We start from the raw sequence: 14,728 nt of genomic DNA, 5'->3' as shown, positions 1-14,728 counted from the left end.
CGTCTATGCCTCTGCGGTCGCCTTCGCGAGGTCGAGCGAGACGATGCGCATCAGCGCCTCGTTCGACATCTCGGTCAAGAGGACCTCGTTCCCGCCCGCGAGCACCTCCGTCGAGAGCGTCCGCTTCGACGCCACGAGCGCGTCGATCCGCTCCTCGACCGTACCCCGGCACACGAGCTTGTGAACGAGGACGTTCTTCTTCTGCCCGATCCGGTACGCGCGATCGGTGGCCTGGTCCTCCACGGCTGGGTTCCACCATCGATCGAAATGAACGACGTGCGAAGCGGCGGTGAGGTTCAGGCCCGTGCCGCCGGCCTTGAGCGAGAGGACGAAGAACGGCGGGCCGAGCTCCGACTGGAACGCGTCGACGAGCTTCTTCCGGTCCTTCACCGGCGTCCCGCCGTGAAGGACGAGGCCCTCTCGGCCGAAGACCTGGGCGAGGAAGCGCGCGAGCGGCGCCGTCATCTCGCGGAACTGCGTGAAGACGAGGACCTTGTCCTGCCTCGCCGCGAGCGGCTCGCACAGCTCGCGGAGGCGCACGAGCTTTCCGCTCGCGGCAGGATCGAACGCGCCGTCGCCGAGCCAGTGCGAAGGATGATTGCAGATCTGCTTGAAGCTCGTGAGCGCAGCGAGGATGGCACCGCGCCGCTCGATGCCGTCCACCCGTTCGAGCTTCTTCCCGAGCGCGTCGACGGCCTCGGCGTAGAGCGCCGCCTGCATCTTCGTCAGGTGACAGAACGTCTGGAGCTCGGTCTTGTCCGGGAGATCGGAGATGACGCGCTTGTCCGACTTCAAGCGGCGAAGGATGTACGGGCGCACGAGGTCTCGCAACGGCGCATAAGACTGCTCACGCTTCGCGAGCTCCTTCGTCAAGCGGCCAAAATCCTTCGCGTCGCCGAGGAGCCCCGGCGAGAGGAAATCGAAGAGCGACCAGAGGTCGCCGAGGCTGTTCTCGACGGGTGTCCCCGTGAGCGCGAGGCGCGCGCGCGAGCGGAGCGCCTTGACCGCGCGCGTCTGCTTCGCCCCCGGGTTCTTGATCGCCTGCGCCTCGTCGAGGACGACGAGGTCCCACTCGCGCTCGCGCATCCACGGCGACCGCTGGAGCGTCCCGTACGTCGTGAGCTCCACGCCGCCGCGATCGACCGGCACCGCCGCGCCGTCGGCGAGCTCGAGCGCGGTCATGACCGACGGGTGCCACACGCGGAGGGCGAGGCTCGGCGCGAAGCGCGCGGCCTCCGCGACCCAGTTGCCCACGAGCGAGGCCGGCACGACGAGGAGGCTCGGCGGCCGCTTCTTCTCCTTCGCTTCCTTCGCGAGCAAGAGGAGGAGGGCGAGCACCTGGATCGTCTTGCCGAGCCCCATGTCGTCGGCGAGGCAGCCGCCGAGGCCGAGCGACTGAAGCCAGAAGAGCCACTTCAAGCCGGTGCGTTGATAGGGACGGAGCTCGGCGTGGAGGAGCGCTCCGGGCTCGGCCGCCGCGAGCGCCTCCGGCGAGCGCAAGCCGTCGAGGACGGAGGCGAGCCACGGGCCGGCCTCGATCCGCGACCACTCTGCCCTCCCGTCGTCGCTTCGATCGGGGTCCGCGCCTGCGCCCGCGCCCGCGCCCGCGCCCGCGAGGAGTCGCATCCCTTCGAGGAAGGAGAGCCCGTCGCGCGCGCTCTTCTCCGCTTGCTTCCAGTGATCGAGCACGGCCTGAAGCCGCTCGCGATCGATCTCCACCCAGCGGCCCTTGACGAGCCGGAGGCCGCTCGTTCCCTTCAGGATCGCGCGGAGCTCGGCGGCGGTGAGCCGCTCGTCGCCGAGCGCCGCGTTCGCCGAGAAATCGAGGAGCGCGTCGGCGCCGAGGACGGGCGGCTTCTTCGTACCAAGCGTGACGCGGACCTCGACGCGGGGAGGCCGCCGCGCGCTCCACCAGTTCGGGACGCGCACGACGACGCCGCTCTCCTCGAGCGCGGGCACCTCGCGGAGGAAGGCGTGCGCCTCCGCCGCGGTCCACGCGAGAGGATGGTAGATCTCGCCCGCCTCGACCATCGCGCGGACGAGCGCGCTCTTCTCGCTCGCGCGCTGGACGGGGAGGAGGAGCGCGAGGAGCGCCTTCTTGTCCCGCGCTCCGGCCGACTCCTCCACCGCGCGGCCGAGCGGCCGATGCTGCGGCTTCGCGTCGGCCGACACACGCGTCGTGTACGTGGCGAGGAACGCGAAGGGCGTCTCCGTGCTGTTCTTGTTCTCGGCGAGGTGGAAGTAGACGCGCCCGACGAGGTTCCAGAGCGGGTTCTTGCTCTGCAGGTACGCCGCGACGCTCCCGCCCCATCGCGCGACGTCGCGGCGGAACGCCGTCTGCGTATCGAGCCACAAGGACTCGAGGAGCTCCGCGCTCACGTACTCCGCCCCGCGCATCGGCGGCGCGCGGCGCGCGAGCTCCTCGAGCCGCTCACGCTTCGGCGTTAGCTCGATCGTCGCGGCGCGTTCGCCCTCGTCGAGGTCGGGCTCCGCGGCGAGCGCGGTCACGAAGTCGCGCGCGAGCTCGCGAAAAAAGGCAAACGGCGGCGACAGCGCGGTGTCCACCTCGACCGCCCCGAGGTGGAAGAGACCGTCCGCCGGCCCGCCGGCGAACGCACGCTCGATACGCGCGGCGACCACGCCGTCGATGGCTCCGTCGAGCTCGCCACTTGCGCCGTTCGCCGGCGCGAGATGGACCACGCCGTGCGGCGACAGCGCGATCGTGCAGCGAGCCGCCGCGTCGAACGGCTTCGGCGTGAGCAGATCGACGCTCCTCATCACGCAGTCCGCTCCTTATCACGCCGCGCGGTACCAGCACGCGTGAAGCGCGCGGCGGGCTCCGTTTTCGAACGCGCCGTGAGCTCCTTGCGGATGCGTCGTGGAGAGGCCGTGGATCGATCGAGGAGAATCGGTGGGAAGCTTCGGCGGCTACTCAGGCAGCGTCGCTCTACGGAATCGCTCGCGCAGCGAGCTGCGGAACGCCGCGAGATCGTCGCGCGTGAGCGGAACGAGCATGACGGGCAGTGGGTCGATGGGGAACTGGTTCAGGAGCCAAGCGAGGACTCCCGGATCGACGCCGCCGTCCTTTTGAAGGACCAACGGGAGATCGGCCTCAGGTGCGAACCCGGCGCGGTCCAGGAAGAGGAGATCGACGAGGTCACGTGGCTCGGAGCGCGAGAGGATTTACGTGAGCTTCGAGGCGCGGAGATCGGGGAGTGATCCAGCGCGATCCCCTCGAGCGTCGGCCGCCGCGTGCAAGTGAGCCGGACACTCTGGCCATGTTTGTCTATCGGGCTCCCGATTACGTTGCGAGCGAGCGGCGCTTTTCTACGCTGAGGACAATGATCAGCTCCTCGCTCCGCGCGCTCGTCCTCACTGCATCCCTATCGGGCTCGCTCTTCGCGGTTGCCTGCACGAGCGGGCAGGGCTCCGACGCGTCGAGCTCCGACGGCGGATCCAGCAAGGCGAGCGGCGACTGCAGCGACGTGGGCGGCTCATGCATTGGGGCAGACCCGTCCGAGCGCCCAAACTGTAAAGAGTACGCCGGTCCCGCGAACGCCATCGCTGACGCCAAATCGAAGTGTGAGGACAGCGGCGACACGTGGAGCACGAGCCCATGCTCCAACCACCGCAGCTACAACTACGGCTGTCAGTTGGGGGTCGCGGAGCTCGCGCTCTGCGGGACCGTGTATGCGGAGTACAGCCCTGACGAGCTCGAAGGCGTGAGGAGCGCGTGCACCTCCCGCGGCGGCACGCCGGTCCCCTAGCTGCAGTTCGCGATACACTTCGTCGCGCCGCGTCTCCCTCGCGCCAGCGCCGGCGCGCGAGGACAAGTAGGACAAGTGAATGGGGAACGACACGCACCAGATCTTCGTGACCGCCGCGCTCGAGCTGATGGAGGAGCACGGCATGGAGACACCAACGATACGGGCGGTGTGCACGCGAGCCGGCTTCGCGCGTGCGACGTTCTACGAGTACTTCAAGGATCGCGAGACGTTGACCGCGGCAGTCGTGGATCGACTGGTGAGCGACATCGTGCGCGCATTGGTCGACGTCGACCGCCCCGGCGATCTCGCCGCGGTCGTCCAGAACTTCGCGATGGCGATTGCCGGCAACCACCGCCTGTTGAGCGGAACGAAACATTGGCGCCTACGTCACACGCTCGCCGCGTGCGAGAACAGCGAGCTCGTGCAGACCGGCTACGTTCGCATGCTCGAGGACGCGCGGCACAAGCTGAAAGAGCATGTGGTCGCAGGACAACGCGAACGACGCATTCGCGACGACATCGCCGCCGACACCATCGCCGGCATGCTGCTCGGCCTCGCGTACGGAGCCATTGCGCTCATCAGTCTCGGCTACCCCGTGAATCAATCCGAGGCAGCCGAGGGCCTCATGAAGCTCCTCTCCGCCCCCCAAGCGAGCCAACCAAACGCGTGAACGCGCCGCCGCTCAGAGCGGGGTGAACTCGGAGAAGAGCTGGGCGCTCTCGGGGACCTGGCTGGCGGGGACGTAGTCGCAGACCTTCGCGTATTCGTCCCACATCGCGAGGACGACCGGGTGGCCGTGCGCTTGCTCGATCGCTTCGCTCGAGGCCCACTCGAAGACCTCGATGATCGTGCCGTCCTTCGCTTCCATCATGATGGGCGCGCGGTCGGTCACGAGGTCGATCGAGCGCAGGGTCGAGACGTGCGTGCGCATCAGCGCGCGGAGGGCGTCGTTCATGCCCGGCTTCGGGCGGTAGCACGCGATGACGATCCGGCCCATGATTATGCCGCTCCCCACTCTTGCAATGTGCGCACGCGCACCTTCTGTTCGCCGCGGACCGCCTCGATCGCGTTGCAGGCCGCGAGCGCCGCCGGGATCGACGTGAAGTAGGGGATGTTCTTGAGCAGCGTCTGGCGGCGGAGCGAGTAGCTGTCCCGCACCTCCTTCGCCCCGAGCGTGGTGTTCACCACGAGGCTGATCGTGCCCGCGCGAATGGCGTCGACGATGTGCGGCGAGCCCTCCGCGACCTTGTTGACGGCGGCGCACGGAATGCGGGCGCGCTGGAGCGCGGCGGCGGTGCCGTTCGTCGCGACGATCTCGTAGCCCGCGGCGCGGAGCCGGCGCGCGATGATGCACGCGACGGGCTTGTCGTCGTCCTTCACGCTGATGAAGGCGCGGCGCTTCAGCGCCTCGTCGCTCGCGAGCTGGCGCACGTCGAGGCCCGCGGCGAGCATGCTCTTGAAGAAGGCGCGCGCGAAGGTGTCGGCGACGCCCATCACCTCGCCGGTCGAGCGCATCTCGGGGCCGAGGATCGTGTCCACGCCCGGGAACTTCGCGAACGGGAAGACCGAGTGCTTCACCGCGACGTGGCGCGGGACCTCCATGTCGCTGACGCCGAGGTCGTCGAGCGAGCGGCCCGCCATCACCTTCGCCGCGATCTTCGCGAGCGGCCGGCCGGTCGCCTTCGCCACGAACGGCACCGTGCGGGAGGCGCGCGGGTTGACCTCGAGGATGTAAATCTCCCCGCCCTTCACCGCGAACTGCACGTTCATGAGGCCGACGACGCCGAGCTCGAGCGCGAGCATGCGCGTCTGCTCCTCGATGCTGAGGACGATCTCGGGCGAGAGCGAGTACGGCGGGAGGACGGAGGAGGAGTCGCCGGAGTGCACCCCCGCCTCCTCGATGTGCTGCATGACGCCGCCGATGACGGCGCGCTTGCCGTCCGCGACGCAGTCGACGTCGATCTCGATCGCGTCCTTCAGGAACTCGTCGACGAGGATCGTCTGCGTGCCCGCGTCGCGCGCGGCCTCGACCGCGAGGTGGATGTAGCTCTCGAGCTCGGCGCGCGAGTACGCGATCATCATCGCGCGGCCGCCGAGGACGTAGCTCGGACGGACGAGGACCGGGTAGCCGATCCGATCGGCGATCGCGAAGGCCTCGTCGACGCCGGTCGCGATCCCGGAGCGCGGGCGCTTCAGCGCGAGCTTGGTGAGGAGCTCGTCGAAGCGGCCGCGGTCCTCCGCGCGATCGATCGCGTCGGCGGTGGTGCCGAGGAGCTTCACCCCCGCGCGCTCGAGCGGCACCGCGAGCTTGAGCGGCGTCTGCCCCCCGAACTGCACGATGACGCCGACCGGCTTCTCCTCCTCGCAGATCGCGAGGACGTCCTCGAGCGTGAGCGGCTCGAAGTAGAGGCGGTCGGACGTGTCGTAGTCGGTCGACACCGTCTCGGGGTTGCAGTTGACCATCACCGTCTCGTACCCGAGCTCGCGGATCGCCTGCACCGCGTGGACGCAGCAGTAGTCGAACTCGATGCCCTGCCCGATCCGGTTCGGCCCGCCGCCGAGGATGACGACCTTCTCCTTCTTCGCCTCGTGCGCCTTCGCCTCGCTCTCCGACTCATATGTAGAATACATATAAGGCGTGTGCGCGACGAACTCCGCCGCGCAGGTGTCGACGCGGGCGTAGACCGGCGCGGTCTTGGTCTCCTTGCGCGACGCGCGCACCTCGTCCGCGGTCTTGCCCGCGAGCTTCGCGACGTGGGCGTCGGAGAAGCCGAGCCGCTTGTAGCGCGCCATCTGCGCGGGGCCGAGCTCGCCCGCCGCGATCGCCTTCTCCGCGCGGACGAGGCGCTCGAACTGCGCGAGGAACCAGGGGTCGATCTTCGTGAGGTCGTGGATCTCCTTCGCCCCGATCCCGGCGCGCATCGCGTCGAAGACGTAGAAGAGGCGGTCCGCGGTCGGGATCGGGACGACGGTGCGGAGCGCCTTCAGGAGCTCCTCCTGCGACGGCGGCGGGAGCGTCTTCGGCGCCTCGATCTCGGCCGCCTCCATCGCGAGGTCGCGCTGCTTCCGCGGCTGGGCGAGCACGCGGTAGTCGACGCGGCCGACGAGGGAGACGAGGCCGTCGCGCGCGGTCTCGAGCGAGCGCGCCGCCTTCTGGAGCGCCTCGCAGAACGTGCGGCCGATGCTCATCGCCTCGCCGACGCTCTTCATCTGCGTTCCGAGGGTGGGGTCCGCGCCGGGGAACTTCTCGAACGCGAAGCGCGGCCACTTCACGACGACGTAGTCGATGACGGGCTCGAACGCGGCGCTCGTGCGCGTGATGTCGTTCTCGAGCTCGTCGAGCGTGTACCCGACCGCGAGCTTCGCCGCGACCTTCGCGATCGGGTAGCCGGTCGCCTTCGAGGCGAGGGCGGAGGAGCGCGAGACGCGCGGGTTCATCTCGATGACGTGGAACTTCCCGTCGGCCGGGTTCACCGCGAACTGCACGTTCGAGCCGCCCGTCTCGACCCCGATCTCGGTCATGACCGCGCGCGCCGCGTCGCGGAGGCGCTGGTACTCCTTGTCGGTGAGCGTCATCGCGGGCGCGACCGTGATCGAGTCGCCGGTGTGGACGCCCATCGGATCGATGTTCTCGATCGAGCAGACGACGATGAAGTTGTCCGCCTTGTCGCGGATGACCTCGAGCTCGAACTCCTTCCAGCCGAGGACGCTCTCCTCGATGAGGACCTCGCGCGTCGGCGATTGCGCGAGCGCCCAGGCGACCTTCGCCTCGAACTCGGAGTCGTCCTTCGCGATGCCGCCGCCGGAGCCGCCCATCGTGAAGGAGGGCCGCAGGATGGCGGGGAACCCGGTGTCCTTCACGATCGCCCACGCCTCTTCGACGGAGTGCGCGACGCCGGCCTTCGGGCAGGTGAGCCCGATCTTCTCCATCGCGGCCTTGAAGAGCGCGCGGTCCTCCGCCTTCGCGATCGACTCGGGGCGCGCGCCGAGCATCTCGACGCCGTGCTTCTTCAGCACGCCTTTCTCTTCGAGCGCGAGGGCGAGGTTCAGCGCGGTCTGCCCGCCGAGGGTGGGGAGGACCGCGTTCGGCTTCTCGCGCTCGATGATCGCCTCGAGCGTGCGCCACTCGAGCGGCTCGACGTAGGTGCGATCGGCCATGCCGGGATCGGTCATGATCGTCGCCGGGTTCGAGTTCACGAGGACGACCTGGTAGCCCTCTTCCTTCAGCGCCTTCGCGCCCTGCGTCCCGGAATAGTCGAACTCGCAAGCCTGGCCGATGATGATCGGCCCGGCGCCGATGACGAGGATCTTCTCGATGTCTTGGCGTCGCGGCACGTGCGTTGGACCGGCTCTAGCAGGAGCGCGCGCGGGCTCCAAGGGTCAGCACGCCGCGCTCAGGCCGCGTAGAGGTCGTCGACGAGGAAGAGCGCGCCGCACAACGTGACGCTGTCACCGGGAGGCGCATGTAGTGCGCGAACTTCTCGCCGCGGTCGTAGTCCTCCGTCGACGGGGAGAGCACCTCCAGGAGGAGGATCGGATTCGTCACCGCCTCACCGACGACTCGGCCCTTCTTGTCGTGAACCTTCAGCGGTCACACCGCGAAGCGTAGCGCTGCAGCGTCTCGGCTTCGAGGGTCGCGTTGCCGCTCGGGCGCGCTCAAGGGACCGCGAGCTCGGTGGGCAGCCACGCGAACCAGCGCGCGAGGACGGCCGGCGACCGGGCGCCGAGCTTGGTCAGGGCGCTCCCGAGCCCGCGGGCGACAACCGAGATATGAATCCCGAGCTGGTAGGCGATGAGCTTCTGCGAGTGTCCCGCGGCTGTCGTCGCGCAGATCCGACGCTCCAGGTCGGTGAGCGCTCGTGTGCACGACGGCCGCGACTCGCGCCGATGTCGATCTCGTTGCGACGCACGACGAGGAAGCGCTTGGCGTCGAGCTCGACCCCCTCGACGATGGACCATCGCCCGTCCACGAGGCCGCGCCACGCCTCGAGCACGGCCTCACTGCCGACGGACGCCGCAGCGCGATGCGCCTCCGCGCGCAGGACGACCGCCGCCGCGAGCGCCTTCTCCAAGTTCGCTGCGCTCTGATCGCGTTGGAGGAGCGCGCCGTCGGTCCTCTCGCGGGGCGCGCCGGCGTACGCCACGAGGTCGCCCCGCGCGCGACGCGTGCGCTGGCGGCTCATCGCCTCCCGGAGATCGCCGCCGCGAGGCCGACGCGCGAAGCGACCTCGAGCTTGCGCATGATCGACTGGACCTGGTTCGCTACCGTCCGCGCAGACGTCCCGCGCGCACGCGCGATCTCCGCGTTCGTCGCGCCTCTCGCGACGAGCCTGGCCACGTCCCGCTCCGCCGCCGTGAGCGCTCGATCGTCGTTCACAGACCACTCGATCACCATGAACTCCATGCCATCCATTTCGACGCGTCGAGTGAGGACGTTCACGCCTCCCCCTTTCTCCGAGAAGCCCCACTCGATCCGCCTGGCGCGCCAAGGGTGCGGCGAATAGAGTGCTCACGGTGCTCGCGGCAGTACCGGTTCGCGAGACCGGACGAGGACGAATGGCCGACGGCTCCGAGCTCGAAGACGACGTCCTTCGCTTGCTGAGCGAGGCGTGGCAGGTCGGCCGGAGCGAGGGCGAATGGCTCGAGGGGATCGTCGGTGCCGCGGAACCGATCCTGAGGCCCGACATGGGCATCATCGCCGCGATCGCGACGGCGAGCCGCGCGTCTTCGAGCGATCTGCGTATCGTTCCCTGCGCGCGCGGCATGCCCGATAGCCTCTTCGGGATCGTCGACGAGCTGGTCACCTTCAGCCGTGCGGACAACCAGATGCGCCGCAATTTCGCGAGCCACGCGCCAGTGATGACGTTCAGCGACTTCAGCTGCTACGCGAGGTTGCGCGAGATCCTCGAGTCCTCGGGCCTGCGGGACGTCGCTGTACTCTTCACGGGGCCGCTCTTCGGAACCTCGCTCGCCGTCGCCGCCGGCTACCGCGAGCGCCGCTACTTCTCGCCTCGCGAGAGGCGCTTGCTGGGCGCGGCCGCGGCACAGCTCAGCGTCGCGCTCGACAGCCACCGCATCGCCCACCGGCGGTCGGAACGGGAGCTCGCGCTCGTCCTCCAGCCGGGCCACGAGTCGATCGAAACTCGTTGCGTCGAGCTCCTCTCGCTCGGGCTCGAGACGAAAGAGCTCGCCCAGGCGATCGGTATCTCGTTCGACGCAGCTCGCAAGCACATCTCGAACAGCATGAAGCGTCATGGCGTCTCTACGCGCGAGGCGCTCCTCGAGCGCTTACGGTCGGGGGGCGACTCGAGCTCACGCGACGATCTGTAGAGCCGCGCGCCGGTGAATCGCAATCACCACGGTGTGAACCCACTTCACATGACGCACGGAGAATGACCATGGCCTTTTCCGACCGAGACCATATCGTCGCGACATGGCGCTCGAAGTGTCACTCCGTATCGTCCCGGTCGTCGTCCTCGCAGGGTCGCTCGTCGGTACGTTGGCAGCAGGCTGCACCTCGAGCGAGAACCATGAACAAGGGTGCGTGCGCGACGTGGATTGCAAGGGCGATCGAGTCTGCTCCAGCGGTCAGTGCGTTTCGCTCGACGCGCTGGACGGATCGGTCCAAGCCGACGGCGCGTCGACTGGAGGTACGCAAGGGGCGTCATGCACGCGTTCGACCAATGAATGTGACCCGGAGTGTCAATTGTCGTGCGGGACGCCGAGCTGCGTCGACCTGTGCTGCAAGACGCGGAAGCAGGCAGGGGTCATGTGCAGAGGTACCTGTCAGGAGCTCGGAAGCATCGAATGCAATGGAACATGCTTGAACGGAGCGACCGATCCGAACAACTGCGGGAGCTGCGGCAACACGTGTCAAGCCGCCCCGTACGGAGCCTGCGTCGACGGAAAGTGCACGGTCCTGACCTGTCAGGACATGGACGATTGCTGGAAGTGCCTCGAGCGTCCGGATTGCGGATTCTGTCGGTCCCCGAGAGGCACCACCGATATCTGCCGACCGGGGAACGCGTCAGGGCCGACGGACGGATCGTCCTGTCCTGGAAACTGGCCGACGAACGTGAGGGAGGGCGGGTGGGTCCGCTCCAAGGACGATTGCCCCAATTGACCAGGGCGACCGAGTCGTTCGGCTCCCGCGACGAGCGGCGAGCCTCCGGCCGCTCCGCGAGCTCGAGCTTCTCGTCGTAGTACGACTCATCCCAGAGCCGCGCCCGCTCGCGCTGCGACCAACAGAGAAGGAAAGCATCGCCATCGCCGACGCGACACCGAGAACGCAGACTGGAACCGCGATCGAGTCATTGCTGGAGGCGTTCGAGGAGGACAGGTGACCACGTCGGCAGCGACGCCCAAGTCCCGCGCTCGCCTTCGCTATGGGTAGAGCGTGACGCTGGCGGTCGCGTTGCAGTCATTGAAGGCGCGGGCGCAAGACAGCCCCGTGGCGCGCGAGAACGACAGCGATCCGCGCTCGACGCGGAGATCCGCGGAGATGCTCACGAGCTCGTAGTGGCCGTCGAGCCAGCTCACCGGATCTTCTCGGCACGCGGACAGCTCGAGGACGTCGTCGTTCACGGATCCGTCGAGCACGAGATCGCCCAGCCCGAGACGCGCCGGTCCGCCGCCGCACACCCAGCGCAGGCGGCCGACGCGATGGCTCACGGGATCGACGACGGCGCAGGTCGCCGGCGAAAGCCGACCAACCTCGATGGCCATTTCGCAGTCGAACGGCGGCGTGTCGTCGCCTCCATCGCCCGCGTCAGGCGCGTCGCAGTCGCCCGCGCCCGCGTCGGCCGAAGCGTCGTCGCCCGCATCGGCCGAAGCGTCGTCGCCGTCGTCGTCGCCGTCGCCGTCGCCGCCGTCGCCGCTCGTGTCCGTCGATGCATCGCGGTCGCCGTCGTCGGCGCGGGAGCACCCCGCGCCGGGAACGCCCGCGTCGGCGCGGTCGCGGGATGGCTCCAACGACGACGTGTCCAAGGAGTCCTCACGTGAACGGGGCTCCCCCCGTCCGTCGCACGATGCGATCGCGAGCACGCAGCCAGTGACGAGCAGAGATCGTGTCTCCATGCGAGCCCAACCTGGAGCCTCGCGATGCCTTCCCGCCGCCGAGGTAACGAAACGTAAAGCGCGAGGGCCGAGCGACTCGGATCGTCAACCCTGACGTCGAGACGCCCGGAGCTCCAACCGCTACAGCGTCTCGGCTTCGAGGGTGGCGTTGCCGCTCGGGCGGGTGGCGCCGCCGCGGCGGGGCTTCACGGCGGGGGCGTCGCCGCCGAGGCGTTGGAGCATCTTGCGTGCCTCCGGCGTGTCGGGGTGGTTCGTGAGCCACTCCTCGAGGACGGCGCGCGCTTCGCGGTGACGGTGCGCCGCCTCGAACGCGGCCGCGAGGACGAGGCGCGGCTCCGGGCCGGGCTCGTGCACCGCCCACGCCTCCGCCGCGCGACGCGCCTCTCGCGTCTCGCCCGCCGAGAGCGCGGCCATCGCCCACGTGCGGAGCGCCTTCACGTCGCTCGGGTTCTCCTTCGCGCGCCCCCGCGCCTCGGTGAGCTTCGTGCGGACCTCCGCGCTCTCGTGATGCGCCGACGCACGGCGCAGGAGCGACGACGGCTTCCGCTCCTCCGGCACCGGGACGTCCGAGAGATCCTCCTTCGGCGGCGCGACCGCGACCGCGACCTGCGGCTTCGGCGCTTCGACCTCGGGCGCGGGCGCGGGCGCGGGCGCGGGCTCAGGCTCGGGCGCCGGAGGCGCGGGCGGCGGAGGCGCGGGCTCGACCGCGGCGAGAGTCGTCGTGACGGAGACGGGCTGCGGCTTCTCGAGCAGGTGCTGCGCGGTGGCCTCGAGCCGGTCGCGGAAGAAGAAGGTGCCGACCGCCGAGAGCGCGACGACGGCGGAGAAGCTCGCGAACCGCTTCGCGCGGCCGAGGCGCTTCGCCGGCGCGGAGAGCGCCTTCTCGAGCGCCTCGCGCATCTCCTTCGCCGAGGAGTAGCGATCCTCCTTCGACTTCGAGAGCGCCTTCATGATGACGGCGTCGATCTCGAGCGGCACCGCGGCGGAGCGCACGCGCGGCCGCTCCGGCGTCTCGCGGAGCTGCTTGCCCATCACGACGACGGAGGAGCCCTCGAACGGACGCGAGCCGGTGACGAGCTCGTAGAGCACACAGCCGAGCGCGTAGATGTCGCAACGCGCGTCGACGAGCTCGCCCGCGACCTGCTCCGGCGCCATGTACTCGGGCGTCCCGAAGACCGCGAAGCCCTTCTGCCGCTTCTCGGCGGTGGTCGTGTCCGCGAGCGCCATCGCGACGCCGAAGTCGAGGAGCTTCAGCTCGCCGCTCGACGTGAGGAACAGGTTGTGAGGCTTGAGGTCCCGATGCACGAGGCCCGCCGCGTGCGCGGCCTCGAGCGCGAGCGTAGCCTGGACGCCGAACTGCGCGGCCTCGCGCCAGTCGAGGCGCGCCTCGTCGGCGTACGCGTCGAGCGTCTTGCCGTCGAGGAGCTCCATCACGAGGAAGACGCGGCCGTCGAGCGACTTGCCGAAGTCGTGGAGGCGCACGAGGTTCGGATGCGAGAGCGACGCGATCGCGCGCGCCTCGCGGCGGAACCGATCCACCGCGTCGACGGCGGAGGAGTGCGCGCTGGAGAGGACCTTCACCGCGTACTTGCGACCGAGCTCGGTGTGCTCCGCCTCGTAGACCTCGCCGCTCGAGCCCTCGCCGATCTTCTTCCCGAGGCGGTACGGCGTGCCGGGGAGCGCGTCGGGGTCGGCCGACTTCTCGAGCGCGACCGCGAGCTGGAGCGACCGCTCCGACGGCGGCGTCTCCGGCTCCTTGCGGAGGCCGCGCGCCTGCTTGAGGAGCTTCGCGAACTCGGCGCGGAGGCGGGCCGGCTCGTGCGGCCAGAGCTGCCGCATGAGGAGCGAGATGCGCGTGCGCACGCCGCGCTCGCCCGCCTTCACCGCCGGCGCGAGCGAGAGCACGCGCGCGAGATCGACCGCCGCCTGCTGCGCGCTCGCGTAGCGGTCGTCGGGATCGTTCTTGCAGAGCTTCTGGATGATCGCGTCGAGCTCGGCGGGGATGCCGCGCGTCTCGGCGAGGAGCGGCACCTCGAACTTGCCGGCCGCGACCTCCTCGAGGTGCTTCTGCGCGTCGCCGTTCAAGAGGCGCTTGCCCGCGCAGAGCTCCCAGAGCATCACGCCCATCGCGTAGACGTCGATGCGACCGTCGCCGACCTGCTGCCGCGCGACCTCGGGCGCGACGTAGCCCGGCTTCGCGAAGACGACGCCGGCGACGGTGTGGCAGCGGCGGTTGTGGCCGCGCGCGGTGCCGAAGTCGATGAGCTTCAGCTCGCCCGCGTACCCGACCATCACGTTCTGGGGGGAGAGGTCGCGGTGCACGATCCCGAGCGGCGTGCCGTCGGAGCCGGCGCGCTCGTGGACGTGGGCGAGGGCCTGGCCCATCTCGATCGCGATCGCGACCGCCTCCGGCCAGCCGACGCGCACGCCGACCTGCACCGCGCGGTGGCGGACGTCAGCGAGCGAGCGTCCTTCCACGTATTCGACGATGGTGTAAGGTTCACCGTTTTCGTCGGTCGAGGCCTCGAGGATCTGCGCGACACCCGGGTGGTTGAGCTGCGACTGGACGCGGGCCTCGTCGAGAAAACGCGCGAGGAACGAGCCGTCGTGGATGTGATCGCGGCGGACCGTCTTCACGACGATGGGACGCTCGGCGCCCTCGATGCCGGTCGTCGCCGCGAGGTAGACGTCGCCCATGCCGCCGCGGGCGAGGAGCTTCAGGAGCAAGAGCCGTCCGAAGATGCGCGGCAGCGGGATGCTCACGATGCCGGAGCTGAGACCACCTGCGTCGGCGGCGGCGTTCTTGTCGGCGAGGGCTTCGCTCATGTTGGTCTGCTTACGAAGTCGCGGCTCGTCGGGCCAAGTTTCGGTAGAGTCTTCAGGTG

Annotated in this window: 12 protein-coding genes; 4 read left to right on the top strand and 8 right to left on the bottom strand. The window is 69.4% G+C overall.

Translation table 11 applies throughout. The annotated features are described in order from the left end of the window. Positions 1–3: 3 nt before the first annotated feature. The gene (locus KF837_02415; protein MBX3226132.1) at positions 4–2,778 is read right to left on the bottom strand and encodes a DEAD/DEAH box helicase; all 2,775 of its coding nucleotides are present in this window, start codon (positions 2,776–2,778) and stop codon (positions 4–6) included. Between the two features lie 42 nt (positions 2,779–2,820). Between KF837_02415 and KF837_02410 the strand changes: the two genes are divergently transcribed. The 3 genes from KF837_02410 (at position 2,821) to KF837_02400 (ending at position 4,437) form a co-directional block, all read left to right on the top strand. Continuing rightward, the gene (locus tag KF837_02410) at positions 2,821–3,219 is read left to right on the top strand and encodes a hypothetical protein (GenBank protein ID MBX3226131.1); all 399 of its coding nucleotides are present in this window, start codon (positions 2,821–2,823) and stop codon (positions 3,217–3,219) included. 122 nt (positions 3,220–3,341) lie between these two features. Then, a complete protein-coding gene (locus KF837_02405; GenBank protein MBX3226130.1) occupies positions 3,342–3,767 on the top strand; it encodes a hypothetical protein in 426 nt (141 codons plus the stop codon). Between the two features lie 79 nt (positions 3,768–3,846). Continuing rightward, positions 3,847–4,437 carry a TetR/AcrR family transcriptional regulator gene (locus tag KF837_02400; protein MBX3226129.1) on the top strand — a complete coding sequence of 197 codons (591 nt, stop codon included), beginning with the start codon at positions 3,847–3,849 and terminating at the stop codon, positions 4,435–4,437. A gap of 12 nt (positions 4,438–4,449) precedes the next feature. Here KF837_02400 and KF837_02395 read toward each other — a convergent pair whose 3' ends face one another. From KF837_02395 to KF837_02375, 5 genes are all read right to left on the bottom strand, one after another. Then, positions 4,450–4,764, bottom strand: a complete 315-nt coding sequence (locus KF837_02395; GenBank protein MBX3226128.1) for a hypothetical protein — start codon at positions 4,762–4,764, stop codon at positions 4,450–4,452. Positions 4,765–4,766: 2 nt separating this feature from the next. Continuing rightward, positions 4,767–8,102: a carbamoyl-phosphate synthase large subunit gene (gene carB / locus KF837_02390; GenBank protein ID MBX3226127.1), complete on the bottom strand. Its 3,336-nt coding sequence runs from the start codon at positions 8,100–8,102 to the stop codon at positions 4,767–4,769. A gap of 16 nt (positions 8,103–8,118) precedes the next feature. After that, entirely contained in the window at positions 8,119–8,355 is a 237-nt protein-coding gene (locus KF837_02385) for a Uma2 family endonuclease (GenBank protein MBX3226126.1), read from the bottom strand. 68 nt (positions 8,356–8,423) lie between these two features. Then, positions 8,424–8,726, bottom strand: coding sequence for a hypothetical protein (locus KF837_02380; protein MBX3226125.1), 303 nt, complete (start codon positions 8,724–8,726; stop codon positions 8,424–8,426). A gap of 220 nt (positions 8,727–8,946) precedes the next feature. Next, positions 8,947–9,207, bottom strand: coding sequence for a helix-turn-helix transcriptional regulator (locus KF837_02375; protein MBX3226124.1), 261 nt, complete (start codon positions 9,205–9,207; stop codon positions 8,947–8,949). A 116-nt stretch (positions 9,208–9,323) separates the two neighbouring features. On the opposite strand from KF837_02375, the gene KF837_02370 reads away from it, so the two are divergent. Then, positions 9,324–10,097, top strand: coding sequence for a response regulator transcription factor (locus KF837_02370; protein ID MBX3226123.1), 774 nt, complete (start codon positions 9,324–9,326; stop codon positions 10,095–10,097). Between the two features lie 1,053 nt (positions 10,098–11,150). On the opposite strand, the gene KF837_02365 is transcribed toward KF837_02370, so the two are convergent. Both KF837_02365 and KF837_02360 read right to left on the bottom strand, forming a co-directional pair. Further along, positions 11,151–11,753 (bottom strand): hypothetical protein, encoded by a 603-nt coding sequence (locus KF837_02365; GenBank protein ID MBX3226122.1) that lies wholly within the window; start codon positions 11,751–11,753, stop codon positions 11,151–11,153. Between the two features lie 210 nt (positions 11,754–11,963). Then, positions 11,964–14,669, bottom strand: coding sequence for a serine/threonine protein kinase (locus KF837_02360; protein ID MBX3226121.1), 2,706 nt, complete (start codon positions 14,667–14,669; stop codon positions 11,964–11,966). Positions 14,670–14,728 lie beyond the last annotated feature (59 nt).

It is taken from the genome of Labilithrix sp., from assembly GCA_019637155.1.
Taxonomy (GTDB): Bacteria; Myxococcota_A; Polyangia; order Polyangiales; family Polyangiaceae; genus Labilithrix.
This window is presented reverse-complemented; position numbering and strand designations above follow the sequence as displayed.